This is a genomic window from Roseateles amylovorans (assembly GCF_025398155.2).
GTDB lineage: Bacteria > Pseudomonadota > Gammaproteobacteria > Burkholderiales > Burkholderiaceae_C > Roseateles > Roseateles amylovorans.
Window position 1 is genome coordinate 5817444 of sequence record NZ_CP104562.2, and the last position, 19382, is coordinate 5836825.

The window sequence follows — 19382 nt, forward strand, 5'->3', positions numbered from 1 at the left end:
GCCGTTCCCTCTTACATGTCCTCTCCCGCCGATTCCCGCACTGCCTCCGGCCCCACGGTCGCATCGCGACGCTGGTGGACCCGCTGCGCGCTATGGATGGGCGGTCCGCTGCTGGTCTTGCTCGCCGTGCTGTTTTCCGCATGGCTTGCCTTGCATTGGGCGATTCTGCCGCACATCGATGACTGGCGCCCCAACCTGGAAAAGCAAGCCACCCAGGCATTGGGGGTACCGGTCCGCATCGGCAGCATCAGCGCCAGTTCCGGGGGCTGGATCCCGACGCTGGACCTGCGCGATGTCCGCCTGACCGACGCCCGAGGCCGCGACGCCCTGGTGCTGCCGCGGGTCAGCGCCTCGCTCTCCGCCCGCTCGCTGCTGGCGCTGGAGCTGCGCTTCTCCCAACTCTTGCTGGACGGCCCGGAGCTGCTGCTGCGCCGCGATACCCAGGGCCGGGTGTTCGTGGCCGGCCTGAGCATGGACGGGCATGAAGACACGCCCACCTCCGAGGCCGCCGCCGACTGGTTTTTCCAACAGCATGAGTTCGTCATCCTGCATGGCCGCATCCGCTGGGTGGACGAACTGCGCGCCGCGCCCCCGCTGGAACTCTTCGATCTGAACCTGGTGCTGCGCAACGGCCTGCGTCGCCATCAATTGCGGGTGGACGCCACACCGCCAACCGGCTGGGGCGAGCGGTTCAGCCTGCGCGGCCAGTTCACCCAATCGCTGCTGGAGCGTCCCGGTGCGCTGCAGCACTGGAGCGGCCAGCTCTTCGCCGACCTGCCCCGCACCGATGTGCGGGAACTGCGCCGCTACCTGGACCTGCCCTTCGAGCTCAACGAGGGCGACGGCGCGCTGCGCGCCTGGCTGGACATCGAGCAGGGCCAGCCCCGCAACCTGACGCTGGACATGGGGCTGCGTGCGGTCAAGCTGAGGGTCTCGCCCACGCTGCCGGAACTGGATCTGGCCCAGGTCGGCGGCCGGCTGGTGATGCAGCAGACCGCCAAGCGCTTTTCGCTGGAAGCCAAACAGCTGGGCTTTCGCGCCGGGGATGGCCTGGACTGGCCACGCTCGGACTGGGCGCTCCATCTGCAACGCAATGAGAAGACCGGCACGGTCACCGGCGGCGACTTCCAGGCGCAGCAACTGGACCTGGCCCTGGGCGCGCAGATCCTCTCGCGCCTGCCCCTGGCCGAATCGCAACGCGAGCTCATCGGCGACATGAAGCCCGGTGGCGCACTCAACGGCTTGCAGCTGCAGTGGGAGGGTCCGCTGGAGGCGCCCCACCACTACCGCGCCAAGGGTCAATTGCAGCAACTGCAACTCACCGCCGCCGCGCCGGTCATACCGGACGATCCGGCCTCCGCGCCGCCGATCGGCCGGCCCGGCGTCCGCGGCGCCGAGGTCCAGTTCGATGCCAATGAGCAAGGCGGCAGCGCCACGCTGGCGATCAACAACGGCCAGTTGACCCTGCCCGGCGTCTTCACCGAGGCCGCCCTGCCCGTTCAGCAGGCGCAGGCCACCTTGAACTGGCGTGCGCAACGCCTGCCGACAGCCACCTCGGCCGTCCCGACCGCCGCCGCCCGCTCGCCCCTCACGCAATCCGGCCCATCCAGCGTCGGCGCCCCGGCCAGCGCGCCCGGCACCGCGCCGATCACCCGCCAGTGGACGGTGCAATTCAGCCAGGTCAAGCTGGTCACCGACGACCTGCGGGCCGAGGTGGACGGCGTCTGGCAAAGCGCGCTCACCCGTCGGCCGCATGACAGCGGTCGACTGGACCTCACCGGCCGCATCGACGAGGTGCGTGCCCCGCGGGTGCTGCGCTATCTCCCGGCCTCGCTGGGCCCCGACGCCCGCCGCTACATCCGCGATGCGATCCAGGACGGCACCGTCCAGAAGATCCAGGTCCGGCTCCTGGGCGATCTGATCGACTTCCCCTTCGATGCGCCGCGCAGCAAGGGCCAGTTCCACATCAGCAGCCAGGTGCGGGACCTGACCCTGGCCTATGTCCCCAGCCATCCGGCCGAGAACGGCCTGCCGGCCTTCACCTCGCCCTGGCCGGCGATGGAGCAGCTCCATGCCGAGCTGGTGTTCGACCGGGCTGCGATGACCATCCGCAACGGTCGCGCCCGACTGATGGGCGTGGAACTGACCGATGTGCAGGGCCACATGGCGGACCTCTATCACCATGCACCGGTGCTCGACATCAGCGGCGACGGCCGCGGCGCCTTGGCCGATGCGCTGCGGTATGTGCGCAGCTCACCGGTTTCGGAGCTGACCAGCCATGTGCTCGATCCCACCGTGGCCAATGGCCCGATGACCTTGAAACTGGGGCTGCGGCTGCCGCTGGCCCACATCGACGGGACCACGGTGAAGGGCCAGGTCATGCTCACCGGCAACGACCTGCGGTTGAGCCCGGATGCGCCGATGTTCACCCAGACCCGCGCCCGCATCGACTTCGACCAGAAGGGCCTGCAGATCCGCAGCGGTCAGGCCCGGGTGCTGGGCGGCGACACCACCTTCGACGGCGGCACCCAAGCCGACGGCAGCCTGCGCTTCATCGCCAACGGCACGGTCACCGCCGAGGCCATGCGCAACGCGCCAGAGCTGGGACTGGGCGCGCGGGCGGCCCAGGCGATGACCGGGCAGACACCGGTGCGGTTCGAGCTCGGCATCCTCAAGGGCCAGCCGGAAATCACCCTGACCAGCACGATGCAGGGCATGGGCCTGGACCTGCCGGCCCCGCTTCGCAAGACGCCCGAGGAGAGCTGGCCGCTGCGCGTCACCACCCGGGCCCTGCCCGCGCCCACCGGCAGCCAGCGCGAGGAGCTGCGCATCGAGGCCGGGCCGGTCCAGGCCCTCTATCAACGCGATGTCACAGGCGAGCCCCGGGTGCTGCGCGGCGCGCTGGCGCTGCAAGAGAAGCTGCCCGAGCTGCCGACGCAGGGCGTGGTGGCACGGGCCACCTTCCAGCAGCTCAATGCGGACACCTGGCAGACCGCGCTGCCCGCCCTGATGGGCAGCAAGGACAAAGACAAGGAGAAGGACAAGGAGAAGGACAAGGACGCCACCCGGGAGGCGCCCGCGGACAGCGACGCCGCCCTGGACGGCGCCATCGAGGGCGGCTATGCGCCCAGCCAGTTGGCGCTGAAGGTGCAGACCTTGCAGGCCTCGGGCCGGACCCTCAACCGCGTGGTGGCCGGCGTCACCCGCGACAGCGCCACCGCCGGCTGGCGCGTGTCGGTGGACGCGGAGCAGCTCAGTGGCTTCATCGAGGTGCGCACGGCGCGACCCCATCGTCCCGGCCGCGTGTTTGCCCGCCTCTCCCGGCTGTCCGTCCCCAAGACCGACGCCGACACGGTCGAGCAATTGCTGGATCAGCAACCGCACTCGGTGCCGACGCTGGACATCGTGGTCGACGACTTCGAGCTGCGCGGCAAGCGGCTGGGCCGGCTGGAGATCGAAGCCCAGCAACAGGCCGAGGTGCGGGACTGGAAGCTCAACAAGCTGCTGCTGAAGAACCCCGACGCCACGCTCAGCGCCGCCGGACAGTGGGCGCCGGAAGCAGGCCGCTCCACCCGCCGGACCGAGCTGGACTGGAAGCTGGACGTGGTGGATGCTGGCAAGTTGCTGGAACGGCTGGGCCAAGGCCAGGTGCTGCGCGGCGGCAAGGGCCAACTGACCGGCCAACTCGGCTGGCAGGGGTCTCCGATGTCGCCCGACTATCCGTCGATGCGGGGCAAGCTGGCGGTGGCGATGGACTCCGGCCAGTTCCTGAAAGCCGAGCCGGGCGTCGGCCGGCTGCTGGGCGTGCTGAGCCTGCAGTCGATTCCGCGCCGCCTGGTGCTGGACTTCCGCGACGTGTTCTCCGAGGGCTTCGCCTTCGACAACGTCGGCGGGGACATCCAGATCGCCAAGGGCGTGGCACGCAGCGACAACCTGCGCATGCGCGGCCTGCAGGCGGCGGTGCTGATGGAAGGATCGGCCAACCTCGCCGCCGAAACCCAGGACCTGCATGTGGTGGTGGTGCCCGAGATCAACGCCGGCGGCGCCGCACTGGCCTATGCCGCCGTCAATCCCGCCATCGGCCTGGGCACCTTCCTGGCCCAGTGGCTGTTGCGCAAGCCCATCGTCGCGGCCAGTACCGAGGAATTCCGCGTCACCGGCACCTGGACCGATCCCAAAATCGAGCAAGTGCCGCGGGGTTCGCAGCCGTCCGGCAGCCAGGCCCCCGACACCGCCACCGGCCAAGGAGACAGCGCCCCATGAAGATCGCCGCCATCCAGATGGTGTCCGGCACCCGGCTGGACGCCAACCTCGAACGAGCCCGGCACTGGATTGCCGAGGCGGCCGCGCAGGGCGCGCGGCTGGTCTCGCTGCCGGAATACTTCTGCCTGATGGGCCAGCACGACACCGACAAGCTGGCCTTCGCCGAGCGCCCCGGTGACCTGACGGCGCCCATCCAGGGCCTGCTCAGCCAGGCGGCCCGGACCCATGGCCTGTGGATCCTCGGCGGCACGCTGCCGATGGCGATCGACGGCGCGCCGACCCCGGCCCAGCGGGTGCGCAACACCACCTGCGTCTTCGCGCCCGACGGCTCGCTGGCCGCGCGCTACGACAAGCTGCATCTGTTCCGCTACGACAACGGCCGTGAACATTACGACGAAGGCCGTGTGCTGGAGGCCGGCGAAGCGCCGGTCACCCTGCGCGCGGACCTGACGGGAATCGGCGCAGACGGTCAGGGCCATGGCCAGAGCGCGGGCGGCGGCCTGTCGCTGCGGATCGGGCTGTCGATCTGCTACGACCTGCGCTTCCCCGAGCTGTACCGCGCGATGAGCTTCGCTGACGGTCAGGCGCCGCTGGACCTCATCAGCGTGCCTGCCGCCTTCACCTACACCACGGGCCAGGCCCACTGGGAACTGCTGCTGCGCGCCCGCGCGGTGGAGAACCAGGCCTATGTGATCGCGGCCGCTCAGGGCGGCACCCATGAGAACGGTCGACGGACCTGGGGCCACAGCATGGTGGTGGATCCCTGGGGCGAGGTGCTGGCCTGTGTGCCGGAGGGCGAAGGCCTGGCGCTGGCGGACATCGATCCCGCGCGGCTCGCCCAGGTCCGGCATCAGTTGCCGGCCTTGCAGCATCGGCGGCTCTGATCAGGTGGGGTCGCTGCTCGGGTGAGTCGCCGCTGCGGTCGCCCCGGGGCATCCCCATTGGCGCTGAGCGCTTGGCGAAGCGCGGAGACCAGTCGACGATGCCGCGCGCCGGCCGCTGGGACCGCCCGGGTCCATCGCGCTGACGTCGGTCGATTCCCGCCCTTTTTCGGCGATCAAACCCACCGCGCCCCAGGCAAGATGCCGCCATGATCGACCGTTGCCCCGCCCGTTCGCTCCCGTCGTCCCGCCGGCCTCCTCGCGCCGGGCAGCGGTACCGTGTCGTCCGCGTCGCGTTCGCCTGCGCGCTCTGGGCGGGGGCGGCAACCCTGTCGGGCTGCGGCGCGCCGGCCCGGCCGCTGGAGTTGTCGATCACCGACATGGATTCCCTGCAGCTGCGCTCCTGGGTCAGTCCCCAGCTGCGCCGCAATGTCAGCCTGCTGCCGGTCACCGGTGGCCAGGAGACCTCGCGCTGGTGGGGCACCCGGATCAGCGACATGAGCCTGAACCAGGCCTACCAGGAATCGCTGCGCCGTCTCGGCCTGATGCCGGACCTGCCCGATGGCGGCCGCTATCAGCTGCAGGTGGAACTGCTGGCGATGGCGCAGCCCAACCTGCCCTTGGGACCGGAAGTGGCGATCGCGGTGCGCTACACCCTGACCGAGCGCGCCACCAATGCGCCGCTCTACCAACGCGTGCTGCGCACCACCCAGAAGGCCGGCATGGACGACAGCCTGAATCCCACCGAGCAATTGCGCATCGCCACCGAGTCGGCCCTGCGCAACAACATCGGCGAGCTGATTCGCGAACTGGCCTCCCTGCCGCTGCCGAACTGAGCCCTGACTGGACAGCGGGCCTCGATCCCGTGGGGCCTCGCGTCGGCCCGTCCTCCGGCGAAGGCGGGGTCGCGGATATACGAAATCCGCAGATTTCCCCGCTCGGCATATGCATATGAAGATTCAATGCTTGCCAAATCACGGGTAATCCCTAAGGATCGCGGGTTTCGCCCAGAAGCGGCTTCACGCCGGCTTCTGCAGCCAGACGCCCGGATCTTCCCGTGATCGAACTCGAACAGCTTCATAAATCCTACGACGTCGATGGACGTCGCATTCCCGCGCTTCAGGGCGTGGACCTGCGGGTCGAAGCGGGCGAGGTGTTCGGCATCATCGGCGCGTCGGGCGCGGGCAAGAGCACCCTGCTGCGGGTGATCAACCTGCTGGAGCGGCCCGACAGCGGCCGGGTGGTGGTCGCCGGCCAGGATCTGCAGGCGCTCGACGCCGCCGGCCTGCGCGCCGCGCGGCAGCGCATCGCCATGATCTTCCAGCACTTCAACCTGCTGAATGCCCGCACCGTGGCGCAGAACGTCGCCTGGCCGCTGCGCATCGCCGGTTGGGAGTCTGCCCGCATCGCTCCCCGGGTGCAGAGCCTGCTGGCCCGCGTCGGGCTGACCGCGCATGCGGACAAATATCCGGCACAGCTGTCCGGTGGCCAAAAGCAGCGGGTGGGCATCGCCCGGGCGCTGGCCCTGGATCCGCAGGTGCTGCTGTGCGACGAAGCCACCAGCGCCCTCGACCCCGAAACCACCCGCGCCATCCTGGACCTGCTCGCCGAGCTCAACGAGGAGCTGCGCCTGAGCATCGTGCTGATCACCCATGAGATGGACGTGGTGCGCCGCGTGTGCGACCGGGTGGCGGTGCTGGAAGGTGGACGCATCGTTGAACAGGGTCCGGTGGCGCAGGTGTTCCTGCACCCGAAATCGGAAACAGCGCGGCGCTTCGTGCTGGCCTCGGAACATGTCGACGAGGGCACCCAGCGCGACGACTATGCGCATGTGAAGGGCCAGCTCTGGCGCCTGACCTTCTACGGCGAGCGCACCTACGAGCCGCTGCTGGGCGAGATCGCCCGCCAGACACAGCTCGACTTCGGCATCCTGGCGGGCCGCATCGACCGCATCAAGCGCGAGCCCTACGGTCAGTTGACCATTGCCGTCAGCGCGGGTGATCGCGCGGCGGCCCGGCGCCTGCTGGCCGATCGCGGCGTGCAGGTCGAGGAGCTGCGGGCATGAGCACCACCGCCTCGCTGCTGCAGACCGTGGCCGCCATCGACTGGACCGAGATTGCCTGGGCCGGCTCGGACACCCTGCTGATGCTGGGCGGCTCGCTGCTGTTCACCAGCTTGCTGGGCCTGCCGCTGGGGGTGGCGCTGTACCTGTTCGATCGCGGCCGGCTGCTGGCCTCGCCGCGGCTGTACGGCCTGCTGTCGCTGCTGGTGAATGTGCTGCGTTCGCTGCCGTTCGTGATCCTGCTGATCGTGCTGATCCCGTTCACCCTGCTGATCACCGGCACCTCGCTGGGCGTGGCCGGCGCGATTCCGCCGCTGGTGGTGGGCGCGACGCCCTTCCTGGCCCGGCTGGTGGAAACCGCGTTGCATGGCGTGGACCGGGGCATCGTCGAGGCCGGCCAGGCCATGGGCGCGAGCACCCGCCAGATCGTCTGGCAGGCGCTGCTGCCCGAGGCGCTGCCGGGCATCGTCTCCGCGCTCACCGTCACCGCGATCACCCTGGTGTCCTACACCGCCATGTCCGGTGTCATCGGCGGCGGCGGGCTGGGGGATCTGGCGATCCGCTTCGGCTATCAACGTTTTCAGACCGAGGTGATGGTGGTCACCGTGGCGCTGCTGCTGATCCTGGTGCAGGCCCTGCAGATGCTGGGCGACTGGCTGGTCAAGCGCGTGTCCCACCGCTGATCTCCACCATTGACTCCTACCGTTGATTCGTTGACGCCGGGAGCCTGTCGTCTCGTTCGTCTCGTTCGTCTCGTTCGTCTCGTTCATCCCATTCGTTCCATCCATTTGTCAGCCTCCCCGCTTTCAAATCCTCGCCGTGTCGATCGGCGTCCTTTCAGGAGTTGTGCATGAAGAAGATCGTTGTTGCCGCCTTGGCGGTTCTGGCCCTGGGTTCGGCCTCTGCCGAGAAGTTGAGCGTGGCCGCCACGGCGGTGCCGCATGCGGAGATCCTCAACCTGATCAAGCCCGAACTGGCCAAGCAGGGGGTGGAGCTGGAGGTGAAGGTGTTCACCGACTACGTGCAGCCCAATGTGCAGGTGGCGGAGAAGCGCCTGGATGCCAACTTCTTCCAGCACAAGCCCTATCTGAACGAGTTCAACAAGGGCAAGGGCACCGACCTGGTCGCGGTCGCGGCGGTGCATGTGGAGCCCTTCGGCGCCTATTCCACCAAGCACAAGACCCTGGCCGCCTTGCCTGAAGGCGGCACCGTGGCCCTGCCCAACGACCCCACCAACGGCGGCCGCGCCCTGCTGCTGCTGGACAAGGCCGGCGTGATCAAGCTCAAGGACAAGTCCAACATCCTGGCCACCACCAAGGACATCGTCGAGAACCCGAAGAAGCTGAAGTTCCGCGAGATCGAAGCCGCCACGCTGCCGCGCATCCTGCCGCAGGTCGACCTGGCCCTGATCAACACCAACTATGCGCTGGAAGCCAAGCTCAATCCGGCCAAGGATGCGCTGGCCATCGAAGGCAGCGAGTCGCCCTATGCCAACTGGCTGGTCACCCGCGCCGACCACCAGAATGCGCCGGCCGTGAAGAAGCTGGCCGCCGCGCTGCAGACCGAGCAGGTCAAGCGCTTCATCCAGACCCAATACAAGGGCGCGGTCGTTCCGGCCTTCTGAGCCCCCGCAGGCCGGCACGAACCGGCTTTTCTCCACAAGACGCCCCGCAATCGCGGGGCGTTTTTCATGGCGGCGCGGCAGGCGCGGATTTGTGCCGTGCAGCGGCAGGACTTTCACCCGAACATCCCGGGCCCGTGTTCCGTCCCGGTCATTCGGAAGGTTGGCGGGCACGCTTTTCTGGACTTCCCGGGCCTCCCCCGTTCGTCACTGTGTCCGATCTCGCCGCGGTCCTGCCGCAGTTCTTCCTGTTCCGCGACGGTGCGCCGACGCTGCTGCTGACCGGCCGCTACTCGCTGTCGCTGGTGCTGCTGTCCGTCGTCGTGGCGGCGATGACGTCCGCCCTGGGCCTGCAGGGCGCGGGCATGGCGCGACGCGCTTACGGCTGGCGTCGTCAGTTCATCCTGGGCAGCGGCGCGATCGCGCTGGGCGGCGGGGTGTGGGCGATGCACTTCATCGGCATGCTGGCCTTCGAGCTGTGCACCGTGGTGCGCTTCGACCCGGTACTGACCGCGCTGTCGATGGTGCCCGCACTGGCGGCCTCCTGGGTGGCGCTGGCGCTGTTGTCGCGCGGCACGCTGAGCCGGCGGTCCTGGAACATCGGCGGGGTGCTGGTGGGCGCCGGCATCGGCGCGATGCACTACGCCGGCATGGCCGCCATGGAAATGAGCGCCGAACTGCGCTACGACCCGGTCTGGTTCGCCGCCTCGATCGTGGTGGCCGTGTTGCTGGCGATGCTGGCGCTGTGGATCGCCTTCGGCCTGGAGGGCCGGTTGCGTCCGGGCTGGGCCGTCGCGCTGGGCGGACTGGCGATGGGCGGCGCCATCGCCGGCATGCACTACACCGCCATGGGCGCGGCCCGCTTTGTCGGCATGGCCGACGGCCCCTGCAACACCGGCCTGCAAAGCAACGGCCTGCTGGCGATGGCGGTGACCGTGGTCGCCCTGGCGATCAGCGCGATCACTGCGGGCGCCAACGGCCTGCTGGTCTACCGACGGCTCAATCGTGAATTGATGGACGAGCGCCAGCGGCTGCTCGACATGGACCGCGCCCTGCGCGAAAGCGAGACCCAGTACCGCACCCTGATTGCCAACAGTCCCGGCGTGACCTTCCGCTGCCGGCTGGATGCCGACTGGAGCATGCTGCTGGTGAGCGAGGCGGTGGAGACCCTGACCGGCTGGACGGTGGCGGACTTCATCGAAGGCCGCCAGCATTGCGGTGCGCTGATCCACCGCGATGACTGGTCTGCGGTGAATGACGCAGTGTCCGAAGCGGTGCGGGCCGACGCGCCCTACACCATCGAATACCGCATGCACACCCGCGACGGCAGCGAGCGCTGGGTGTCCGAACGGGGCCGCCCGGTGCGCGACATCTACGGCATGCCGCAATGGATCGACGGCGTGATGCTGGACATGACCGAGCCCAAGCGCCTGCAACTGCAGCTGGAAGAGGCGAAGGAACGCGCCGAAGCCGCGGCCGCCGCGAAGAGCGCCTTCCTGGCCAACATGAGCCATGAGATCCGCACGCCGATGAACGCCATCCTGGGCTTCACCGAACTGCTGCTGGACACGACGCTGACCGAAGCGCAGCGCCGCCACCTGAGCACGGTGCGCGGCTCGGCCCGCTCGCTGCTGGCGCTGCTCAACGACATCCTGGACACCGCCAAGCTCGACAAGGGCGCGATGGCACTGGAGCAGGCGGACTTCTCGCTGCGTACCGTCTGCGAGCAGGCGCTGAACTCGCTGCGACTGCTGGCGCAGCGCAAGGGCCTGGCGCTGACGCTGGACTATCCCGAGTCGATGCCGCAGGTCTTCGTGGGCGACCCGCTGCGGGTGCAGCAGGTGCTGCTGAATCTGGTGGGCAATGCGATCAAGTTCACCGAGCAGGGTGCCGTCACCCTGCGCATGTCCCATGAACGGGGCCGCATCCATCTGGCGGTGATCGACACCGGCATCGGCATCGCGGAAGACCGCATCGACCGGATCTTCGACGCCTTCGCCCAGGCCGATGCGACCACCACCCGGCGCTTCGGCGGCACCGGGCTGGGCACGACGATCTCACGCCAGTTGGTGGAACGCATGGGCGGTCGCATCACCGTCGACAGCGTGCTCGGAGAAGGCAGCACCTTCCATGTCTGGCTGCCGCTGCCGGCGGGCGATCCATCGAGGGTGGCCGTGTCGCCTCAGGACGCAACTGCGGTCAGCCTGCCGCCGCTGAAACTGCTGGTCGCCGACGACGTCGCCCAGAACGGCGAGCTGCTGCAACTGATCCTGAGCCGTGAAGGCCATCAGGTGCGGGTGGTCAGCGACGGCCTCCAGGCGCTCAAGGCCTTCACCGAAGACCGCTTCGATGCGGTGCTGATGGATGTCCACATGCCGGAACTGGACGGGCTGGGCGCCACACGACGCATCCGGAACTTCGAGCTGGCGCAGGGCCGCAGCCACACCCCCGTGGTGGCGCTCACCGCCAGCGTGCTGGAGGAGGATCGACAGGCCGCACTGGCCGCGGGCATGGATGGCTTCGCGGTCAAACCGGTAGAGCCTGCGCGCCTGTTCGCGGAGATGGGTCGGGTGCTGGGGCTGACGCTGCCCGCGGGTGCTGCGCCCTCGCCTCGCTCCGCCCCCATCGAGGACAGGCCCCTTGGGCATGGCGATCGTGGTGAGGATGGCGGCGGCGACCCAGTCGACACCTCGGTGCTGGACTGGCACCAGGGCCTGAGACTGTGGGGCAGCATGCAAGCCTGGCAGCGCGGTCTGCGCCGCTTTGCCAGTGATCAGCAGGACGGCGTCACCCGACTGCAGACCTTGGTGCGGTCCCGTCAATGGCTGGACCTGCGGGCGCTGGTGCATCGCTGGCGCGGCGTGTCCGGCAGCCTGGCGCTGCCGACGCTGCTGAACGCCAGCGGCGCCCTGGAGGAGGTGCTGCGTCAGGACCGGATCGAGCAGCTGGCGCCGCTGATCGACACGCTGGCGATGGCGCTGTCCGACGTGCTGGACGCGATCGCCGAGATGGATGCACCGCCGCCCACCGCACCGGCTCCCCTGGACCTGCTGGCGCCTGAGCAGCGCGATGTGGCACGCCTGATCCGGCGGCTGGCCACCGCCTTGCGCGGCAGCGAGCTGGACGACGACGCGCTGCGTCAACTGCGGCTGCAGCTGGGCGCGCCGCGCTGCGCGGCGCTGGTCCAGGCCATCGACGATTTCGACTTCGATGCCGCCTTGCAGGCGCTGCAGGGCCTCGACACCGCGCTGGCGGCGGGCGCGCTGCCCCACCAACCGCCGCGCCCCTTCTCTTCCACCTTGTCCTGATGAGCACCGTCGACACCCGTCCCAAACTGCTGCTGGTCGACGATGAGCCAGCCAACCTCCAGGTGTTGCGGCATGCCCTGCAGGACGACTACCGGCTGCTGTTTGCCCGCGACGGCCACAAGGCGTTGGAGCTGGCACGCGCCGAGATGCCCCATCTGGTGCTGCTGGATGTGATGATGCCGGCGCTGTCGGGCCTGGACGTCTGCCGGCAGCTCAAGTCCTTCGAGGCGACGCAGGGCATGCCGATCATCTTCGTGACCGCCCTGGCCGATGCGGGTGACGAGACGGCCGGCTTCGAGGCCGGCGCGGTCGACTACATCACCAAGCCGGTGAGCCCGCCGGTGGTGCGGGCGCGGGTGCGCAACCATCTGTCGCTGGTGCGCGCACAGGAGCTGCGCGAGACCCGGCTGCAGATCGTGCAGCGCCTGGGCCGGGCGGCCGAATACAAGGACAACGAGACCGGCTGGCATGTGGTGCGGATGAGCCACTACTCGCAGATCCTCGCGCGCGCGGCGGGCTACGCCGAGCATGAGGCCGACGACCTGCTGCATGCCGCCCCGATGCATGACATCGGCAAGCTGGGGATTCCCGACGCCATCCTGCAGAAGCCGGGCAAGCTGGACGAAGCGGAATGGGCGGTGATGCGTCGCCATCCGCAGATCGGTGCGGAGATCCTGGGCGAGCAGTCACACGGCCTGCTGGGCATTGCCCGAAGGATCGCGCTGGCCCACCACGAGAAGTGGGACGGCACCGGCTATCCGGAAGGGCTGGCGGGCGAGGCGATTCCGGAGGAGGCGCGCATCGTCGCCATTGCCGATGTCTTCGACGCGCTCACCAGCGTGCGGCCCTACAAGCCTGCCTGGCCGGTGGAGCGCGCGGTGGAGCATCTGCGCGAACAGGCCGGCAAGCATTTCGAGCCGCGACTGGTGGAGCTGTTCATCAGCGTGCTGCCCCAGGTGCTGGAAGTGCGGGAGCGCTTCCTGGAAGCGGGCTGAACGGGCCGAGCGGGCCGCCAGGCGCGGGCCGACCGTCGAGGGGGCGATGCGGTGTCGCCTCGGCGGCCGTCGGCGTCCCCGTTGGCGGCGTCGTCGTCGCCGTCGCCGCGATGGCTGCCGTGCCACTCGGGGCTCCCGTGGCCTTCATCCCCTGGATCACCTGACGGCGGTCAGGAAGCCGAGTGCCGAGAAACGCCCACCAGGCGTTGTCGCGCTGATCGATCGGAAAGGCGCCATAGCCCCCGTCGCCGTCGCGACGGATCAGGCGGAAGAATTCGATCTGCCCGCTGACTGGGTGCTCGCCGAGATAGATGTCCCCCTCGGTGGCGTACGGATCCTGCGCCGCCCAGGCGCCGGTGCCCAGCACGGACCGCGCCAGATCGATCGCATCGGCACGCAGCCCGTGCTGCAACAAGGTCCGGAAGACCCAGGGCCAATGGGCGCTGAGCCGCGTTTGCAAACGCGCGCCTGACACCGTACCGACCAGCCACTCCGTGCCCGCCGCGTCAATGGCGAAGAGGCCGCCGCCTCGGTCGCCATCGGCCTCGTTGATCGGCGAAACGATGGCCTGCGCCGGATCCTCGCCGCTGAACGCGATGAGTTGGGCGTCAGCCTCTGCGTCGCTGAACTGCAGCCCGCCGGCGCTGACGGGTGCGGTGTAGATCCGGGCATAGAGCCCGGGCGCGAACAGGCCGGTCTGCGGCCCCATCCACCAGGGCTCATGCCGGCGCAGCCAGGCGAGGGATCGATAGGTCAACGGGGTCGCATCCGGATAGGGCGCGCGGCCACCGGCGCGGTTGAGATAGGCCGTCAGACGGCGTGCGCCATGTTTGAAGTCCTTGGACACGCCGTCCGCCGCATAGACCGCCAGCGCGGTGCCCTGCGCGCGATCGTCGGGCTGACCGTCGGGCGCGGGACCGGGATCGCTCAGCAAGGCCTGCTCGTCCCGGTAGCTGGGCACCGCGGCGAGGGCCACCGGCTCGACCTCGTCGAACGGCGCACTGAGCAGGATCAGGCCCACATCGCCGATCGGCCCGATGTGCGGCACGCCCCACACCGCCAGCCCGCCGTAGCTCCAATCGGTCTTGCGGTGATGGGTGCCCGTCCATTGCGAATCCACCACGCACTGCTGGCTGGTCACCACCACCCGAGGGGTGATCAGGGTGCCCGAGCAGCGCGCATTGCCCACCGCCCAATCGGGCACCGCCGCCCCGGAGAGTGCGGTGCCCCCCAGCGCCGCCCAGGCGGGCACCGTGCTCAGGCTCAGGCTCAGGCCCAGGCTGAACGAGCGCGTCCATTTCATGACCTTCCTTTTCTAACCAGACTGCGGACAGACGCCAGACCGCCCCGGCACGCCCCGCACGCCTGAGCGCCTGTGACGCCCGCCCTCTGTCAACAGGCGCACGGCTCGCGATCACCACACCAATTCACCATCCGCGCCGGGTTATGCCCTTGAATCAATCACTCATGCACGTATTCCCGTGGTCAGCGCGGCAAGCCGCCCATCCACCGGAATAATCCGCGCCATGGTTCTGAACTACATCTGGATCGGGTTCTTCCTGATCGGCTTTCTGGTCGCACTGGCGCGGCTGCTGCAGGGCGACCTGACCATCTTTGCCCAGGTGCTCAGCGGCATCTTCGACACCGCCAAGACCGGCTTCGACATCTCGCTCGGACTGGTCGGCGTGATGAGCCTGTGGCTGGGCATCATGAAGATTGGCGAACAGGCCGGCGTGATCCAGTTGTTCGCCCGGGCGATGGCGCCGTTCTTTGCGCGCATCTTTCCGGAGGTGCCACGCGGGCATCCGGCCGGTGGGTCGATGGTGATGAACTTCTCGGCCAACATGCTGGGCCTGGACAACGCGGCCACGCCGCTGGGTCTGAAGGCCATGGCCGAGCTGCAGGAACTGAATCCGCGCAAGGACACCGCCAGCAACGCGATGATCATGTTCCTGGTGCTCAACACCGCGGGCATCACACTGATCCCGACGTCGGTGATCGCCATCCGGCAGGCGATCGCGGTGGACCAGGGCCTGGTCGGCTTCAATGCGGCCGACATCTTCCTGCCCACGCTGGTGGGCACCTTCATCTCGTTCGTCGCGGGCCTGGTGGCGGTGGCGGTCTATCAGCGGATCAACCTGTTCACCGCGCCGGTGGTGGCCTTCTTCGTGGGCTTCATCGCCCTCATGGCCGGCGTCTTCGCCTGGCTGCACAGCTATCCGCCGGCGGTGATGGCGCAGACCATCGGGCTGCTGGGCAGCCTAGTGATCCTGAGCATCATCGTGATGTTCATCGCGGTGGGGGCGTGGCGGCGGATCAATGTCTACGAGAGCTTCGTCGAAGGGGCCAAGGAAGGCTTCGGCGTGGCGGTACAGATCATTCCCTACCTGGTGGCGATCCTGGTGGCGATCTCGGTGTTCCGCACGACCGGCTGCATGGACTATGTGGTGCGCGGCATTGCCGCCGCCGTGGGTGCGATGGGGCTGCCCACGGACTTCGTCCCCGCCCTGCCGGTGGGCCTGATGAAGACGCTCTCCGGCAGCGGCGCGCGCGGCCTGATGGTGGACGTGATGAAGACCTATGGCGTCGACAGCTTCCAGGGCAAGCTCGCCGCCATCATCCAGGGCTCGACCGAGACCACCTTCTATGTGCTGGCCGTCTACTTCGGCAGCGTCAACATCCGCAAGACCCGTTATGCGCTGACCTGCGGACTGATCGCCGACGGGGTGGGGTTGGTGGGCGCGATCCTGGTGGGTTACTGGTTCTTCAAGTGAGGGCGGGCGGTCCCACGCGCGCCGAAACCGGCACGCGCCTAGGGACCTGCCCCTCGACAAGAACCGGAGTTTGAGCCCGAGCCGGAGGCGGAACCGGAACCGGAACCAAGGGGCTCATCGCCGCTCAGTGCAAAAGCTTCAAGCCCAGGATACCGACCACGATCAGGGCGATGCAGCCGATGCGCGCCAGCGTGGCGGGCTCATTGAACAGCAGCATGCCCAGCGCGGCCGCGCCCACCGCGCCGATGCCGGTCCACACCGCATAGGCGGTGCCCACCGGCAGGCTCTTGAGCGACAGGCCCAGCAGCCAGAAGCTGGCCCAGGCGGCGACCAGGGTGATACCGGTGGCCAGCGGCTTGCTGAAGCCCGCCGATGCCTTCATGCTGATCGACCAGACGATCTCCAGCACGCCGGCCACGGCCAGCAACCACCAGGCGGAGACGTTGGCGAGAAACGCGGGCATGGAAGTCCTTTCCTGTTGCGGGATGACGAGCGCGACATCGTACTCAAGCCCGGGGTCGCAGCCAGTGGTGATCGAGAGAGAAGATCGCGCGGGTTGGCGAGAAGATCCCGCACCCCATGCCGATCCCCCCGTTGGGGCCATGGCCTCCCTCGTGCGGTTTGGTGTCCAATGCCGGCATTCCGCGACGGAGACTCCGATGAGCTACATCCTGCTGATCAATGAACCCGTGGGCCAGCGCGAGGCGCGCACGCCCGAGGAAGGACAGGCGTCCTACGCCCGCATGACGGCCTTCGCCGAGCAGTTGCAGGCGCAGGGGCTGCTGCACAGTGCCCAGTCGCTTCAATCGGTGAACGGGGCCACCCGCCTCACCAAGCGCGAGGGCCGTGTCAGCACGGTGGACGGTCCGTTCGCCGAGGCCAAGGAAATGGTCGGCGGCTTTTTCTGGCTGAAGGTCGACACCCGGGAGGCCGCGCTGGCCATTGCCCGCGAGTGCCCGGCGGCGGAGTGGTGCACGGTGGAGGTCCGCGCCCTGGCGCCCTGCCACGAGGAATCGAAGTCCGGCTGAGCGGCGCAGTCCTGGCGGCGAGCGAAGGCCATCGACCTACCCCCACGCGCGCAGCTGAAAAAACGCGGATGTGACGCGCAGGCTGTCGAAATGCGCTGCGGTCGCGCGTCGTGCTCCTGTCGACCCAGGAGGACGCCCATGCGCTACATGCTCATCATCAAGGCCAGCGAGCCTGTCGAGCCCACCGAGTCCGCCCAACCCGGTGGCACACCGGCCGCCCCGCTCGACCCCGAGCTGGCGGCCTTCCGTGACGACATGGCGCGCGCCGGTGTGCTGCTGGAACGCATGGACCTGCGCCCCAGCCGCGACGGCTGGCGGATCAGCATCGACGCGGCCGGCCATCGCCAGATCGTCCCGGGGCCGTTCACCGCTCCCCAGGCCCAGGCGCTGATCGCCGCCTACCTGCTGATTCAGGTGCGATCGCCCGAGGAGGCGCTGGAGTGGGCTCGCCGATGCCCTACCCCGCAGGTGACGGGCCCGGCGGCGGAGATCGAGCTGCGACGGGTCCAGGAGATCGAGAGCCTCGCCCCCACCGGACCGATCCTGCATGGCCATGAGGTCGGCCTTTGCGATTGAGCGCCTCGCCACATCGATCTGCGGCCTGGCCCTTCACCCCCTCTGCGGCCACTCTTCGGTCCTGACCCTTCCATCCATCCATCCACCCAACGCAACGCAACGCCAGGAGCCCCCATGCGTCATCAACAGATCTTCGTGAACCTCCCGATCAAGGACCTCGAGCGCACCCGACGCTTCTACAGCGCGCTGGGCTATGCGTTCAATCCGCAGTTCTCCAACGACCAGGCGGTGGCGATGATCATCTCGGACGACATCTACGCGATGCTGCTGGTCGAGCCCTTCTTCCAGACCTTCACGCCCAAGGCCATCGCGGATGCACACCAGACCACCGAAGTGCTGACCTGCCTGTCCTGCGAAAGCCGCGCCCAGGTGGACGACCTGATCGCCAAGGCCAAGGCCGCCGGTGGCACCATTCCCCGCGAGCCGCAGGACATGGGCTTCATGTACTCCCAGGCCTATGCCGATCCGGATGGCCACATCTGGGAGCTGATGCACATGGACCTCTCGCAGTTCCCGGGCGCCTGACCGACCCGCTGCGATGGCGAGCGAGAAAGCCCATGCCCTCATGACCGACGACCTGCATCGCACCATCACCGCGGTCTGGCGCCTGGAGTCGGCCAAGATCATCGGGGCCGTGGCGCGCATGACCCGCGATGTGTCGCTGGCGGAGGAACTGGCGCAGGACGCACTGGTCGCGGCGCTGGAGACCTGGCCCCGACAGGGGCTGCCAGACAAGCCGGCGGCCTGGCTCATGACCACGGCCAAGCACCGGGCGCTGGACCGGCTGCGGCATGCCAAGCTCAGCGGCGAGAAACTCGTGCAGCTGGGCCATGAACTCGACGCACGGGAGGCCATGATCGTGCCCGACTTCGTCAATGCCCTGGACGAGGACCGCGCCGCCCGCGAGATTGGCGACGACGTGCTCCGCCTGATGTTCTGCGCCTGTCACCCGGTGCTGAGCCTGGAGGCCCGCGTGGCGCTGACGCTCAAGCTCGTGGCCGGGCTCTCCACCGCCGAAATCGCGCGGGCCTGCCTGCAGTCCGAGCCCACCGTGGCGCAGCGGCTGGTCCGCGCCAAGCGCACGCTGGGCGAGGCCCGTGTGCCGTTCGAGCTGCCTCGGCGCGAGCACCTGTCGGAGCGGCTGGTCGCCGTGCTGGAGGTGATCTACCTGATCTTCAACGAGGGCTACACCGCCACCAGTGGCGCCCACTGGATGCGCACCGACCTGTGCGACGAGGCGCTGCGGCTGGCGCGCATGCTGGTCACCCTGGCGCCGCAGGCGTCGGAGGTTTACGGCCTCCAGGCCTTGCTGGAGTTGCAGGCCTCACGCGCGGCGGCGCGGGTCGATGCCCAGGGCGAGCCGGTGCTGCTGCTGGAGCAGGACCGCAGCCGCTGGGACGCCCTGCTGATTCGCCGCGGCCTGGCGGCCCTCGAACAGGCGGGGATTCTGGCAGCGGCGGAAGACGACGGGCTGGGCTTGGGCCCGTATGCGCTGCAGGCCTCGATCGCCGCCTGCCATGCGCGCGCGCAGCGTGCGCAGGACACCGATTGGGCCCGGATCGCCGCGCTGTATGAGGCGCTGGCGATGCGGCAACCCTCCCCGGTGGTGGCGCTCAATCGCGCGGTGGCGGTGTCGATGGCGTTCGGTCCGGCAGCGGGGCTGGCCTTGGTCGATGACTTGATGGAGGAGCCCGCGCTGCGGCAGTACCACTGGCTGCCCAGCGTGCGCGCGGACCTGCTGGCCAAGCTCGGTCGGCCCGCCGAGGCGAAGCTGGAATTCGAGCGCGCCGCGGCGATGGCCAGCAACGAGCGGGAGAAGGCCCTGCTGCTGCGCCGGGCGGGCGAGCAAGGCGATTGAGCCGGGCGAGGCTGAC

15 protein-coding genes are annotated in these 19382 nt (G+C 68.9%); 13 read left to right on the top strand and 2 right to left on the bottom strand.

All coding sequences use genetic code 11. From position 1 onward, the window contains the following. Positions 1-15 precede the first annotated feature (15 nt). From N4261_RS24085 to N4261_RS24120, 8 genes are all read left to right on the top strand, one after another. Positions 16-4263, top strand: a complete 4248-nt coding sequence (locus tag N4261_RS24085; protein WP_261757769.1) for a YhdP family protein — start codon at positions 16-18, stop codon at positions 4261-4263. Next, complete coding sequence (locus N4261_RS24090) at positions 4260-5147, top strand: carbon-nitrogen hydrolase family protein (RefSeq protein ID WP_261757770.1); 888 nt, start codon at positions 4260-4262, stop codon at positions 5145-5147. The genes N4261_RS24085 and N4261_RS24090 overlap by 4 nt, the downstream gene beginning before the upstream one ends. Positions 5148-5524: 377 nt before the next feature. Beyond that, the gene (locus N4261_RS24095) at positions 5525-5980 is read left to right on the top strand and encodes a hypothetical protein (protein ID WP_261757771.1); all 456 of its coding nucleotides are present in this window, start codon (positions 5525-5527) and stop codon (positions 5978-5980) included. A 221-nt stretch (positions 5981-6201) separates the two neighbouring features. Next, the gene (locus N4261_RS24100; protein ID WP_261757772.1) at positions 6202-7209 is read left to right on the top strand and encodes a methionine ABC transporter ATP-binding protein; all 1008 of its coding nucleotides are present in this window, start codon (positions 6202-6204) and stop codon (positions 7207-7209) included. Continuing rightward, positions 7206-7889 carry a methionine ABC transporter permease gene (locus N4261_RS24105; protein ID WP_261757773.1) on the top strand — a complete coding sequence of 228 codons (684 nt, stop codon included), beginning with the start codon at positions 7206-7208 and terminating at the stop codon, positions 7887-7889. Before N4261_RS24100 ends, N4261_RS24105 begins: the two co-directional genes overlap by 4 nt. A 167-nt stretch (positions 7890-8056) precedes the next feature. Further along, positions 8057-8830 carry a MetQ/NlpA family ABC transporter substrate-binding protein gene (locus tag N4261_RS24110; RefSeq protein WP_261757774.1) on the top strand — a complete coding sequence of 258 codons (774 nt, stop codon included), beginning with the start codon at positions 8057-8059 and terminating at the stop codon, positions 8828-8830. Between the two features lie 209 nt (positions 8831-9039). Continuing rightward, a complete protein-coding gene (locus tag N4261_RS24115) occupies positions 9040-12135 on the top strand; it encodes an MHYT domain-containing protein (RefSeq protein ID WP_261757775.1) in 3096 nt (1031 codons plus the stop codon). Beyond that, positions 12135-13130: an HD domain-containing phosphohydrolase gene (locus tag N4261_RS24120; protein ID WP_261757776.1), complete on the top strand. Its 996-nt coding sequence runs from the start codon at positions 12135-12137 to the stop codon at positions 13128-13130. The genes N4261_RS24115 and N4261_RS24120 overlap by 1 nt, the downstream gene beginning before the upstream one ends. Here the strand turns inward: N4261_RS24120 and N4261_RS24125 are convergent. After that, entirely contained in the window at positions 13075-14433 is a 1359-nt protein-coding gene (locus N4261_RS24125; protein ID WP_261757777.1) for a hypothetical protein, read from the bottom strand. The two genes, N4261_RS24120 and N4261_RS24125, sit on opposite strands and share 56 nt — an antisense overlap. A gap of 223 nt (positions 14434-14656) precedes the next feature. Between N4261_RS24125 and N4261_RS24130 the strand changes: the two genes are divergently transcribed. Further along, the gene (locus tag N4261_RS24130; protein WP_261757778.1) at positions 14657-15904 is read left to right on the top strand and encodes a nucleoside recognition domain-containing protein; all 1248 of its coding nucleotides are present in this window, start codon (positions 14657-14659) and stop codon (positions 15902-15904) included. A gap of 124 nt (positions 15905-16028) precedes the next feature. Here N4261_RS24130 and N4261_RS24135 read toward each other — a convergent pair whose 3' ends face one another. Further along, positions 16029-16367 (bottom strand): DMT family transporter, encoded by a 339-nt coding sequence (locus tag N4261_RS24135; RefSeq protein WP_261757779.1) that lies wholly within the window; start codon positions 16365-16367, stop codon positions 16029-16031. 196 nt (positions 16368-16563) lie between these two features. Between N4261_RS24135 and N4261_RS24140 the strand changes: the two genes are divergently transcribed. The 4 genes from N4261_RS24140 to N4261_RS24155 all read left to right on the top strand — a co-directional run bounded on the left by N4261_RS24140 (position 16564) and on the right by N4261_RS24155 (position 19366). After that, complete coding sequence (locus N4261_RS24140; RefSeq protein WP_261757781.1) at positions 16564-16932, top strand: YciI family protein; 369 nt, start codon at positions 16564-16566, stop codon at positions 16930-16932. A gap of 138 nt (positions 16933-17070) precedes the next feature. Next, a complete protein-coding gene (locus N4261_RS24145) occupies positions 17071-17508 on the top strand; it encodes a YciI family protein (RefSeq protein WP_261757782.1) in 438 nt (145 codons plus the stop codon). A 114-nt stretch (positions 17509-17622) separates the two neighbouring features. Beyond that, positions 17623-18033 carry a VOC family protein gene (locus tag N4261_RS24150; RefSeq protein ID WP_261757783.1) on the top strand — a complete coding sequence of 137 codons (411 nt, stop codon included), beginning with the start codon at positions 17623-17625 and terminating at the stop codon, positions 18031-18033. A gap of 40 nt (positions 18034-18073) precedes the next feature. Continuing rightward, the gene (locus N4261_RS24155; protein ID WP_261757785.1) at positions 18074-19366 is read left to right on the top strand and encodes an RNA polymerase sigma factor; all 1293 of its coding nucleotides are present in this window, start codon (positions 18074-18076) and stop codon (positions 19364-19366) included. Positions 19367-19382 lie beyond the last annotated feature (16 nt).

Bases quoted from the DNA above. Each gene is read 5' to 3' on its own strand.
- N4261_RS24085 (WP_261757769.1), top strand. From the start codon at position 16: ATGTCCTCTCCCGCCGATTCCCGCACTGCCTCCGGCCCCACGGTCGCA.
- N4261_RS24090 (WP_261757770.1), top strand. From the start codon at position 4,260: ATGAAGATCGCCGCCATCCAGATGGTGTCCGGCACCCGGCTGGACGCC.
- N4261_RS24095 (WP_261757771.1), top strand. From the start codon at position 5,525: ATGGATTCCCTGCAGCTGCGCTCCTGGGTCAGTCCCCAGCTGCGCCGC.
- N4261_RS24105 (WP_261757773.1), top strand. From the start codon at position 7,206: ATGAGCACCACCGCCTCGCTGCTGCAGACCGTGGCCGCCATCGACTGG.
- N4261_RS24110 (WP_261757774.1), top strand. From the start codon at position 8,057: ATGAAGAAGATCGTTGTTGCCGCCTTGGCGGTTCTGGCCCTGGGTTCG.
- N4261_RS24120 (WP_261757776.1), top strand. From the start codon at position 12,135: ATGAGCACCGTCGACACCCGTCCCAAACTGCTGCTGGTCGACGATGAG.
- N4261_RS24125 (WP_261757777.1), bottom strand. From the start codon at position 14,433: ATGAAATGGACGCGCTCGTTCAGCCTGGGCCTGAGCCTGAGCCTGAGC.
- N4261_RS24130 (WP_261757778.1), top strand. From the start codon at position 14,657: ATGGTTCTGAACTACATCTGGATCGGGTTCTTCCTGATCGGCTTTCTG.
- N4261_RS24135 (WP_261757779.1), bottom strand. From the start codon at position 16,367: ATGCCCGCGTTTCTCGCCAACGTCTCCGCCTGGTGGTTGCTGGCCGTG.
- N4261_RS24140 (WP_261757781.1), top strand. From the start codon at position 16,564: ATGAGCTACATCCTGCTGATCAATGAACCCGTGGGCCAGCGCGAGGCG.
- N4261_RS24145 (WP_261757782.1), top strand. From the start codon at position 17,071: ATGCGCTACATGCTCATCATCAAGGCCAGCGAGCCTGTCGAGCCCACC.
- N4261_RS24150 (WP_261757783.1), top strand. From the start codon at position 17,623: ATGCGTCATCAACAGATCTTCGTGAACCTCCCGATCAAGGACCTCGAG.
- N4261_RS24155 (WP_261757785.1), top strand. From the start codon at position 18,074: ATGACCGACGACCTGCATCGCACCATCACCGCGGTCTGGCGCCTGGAG.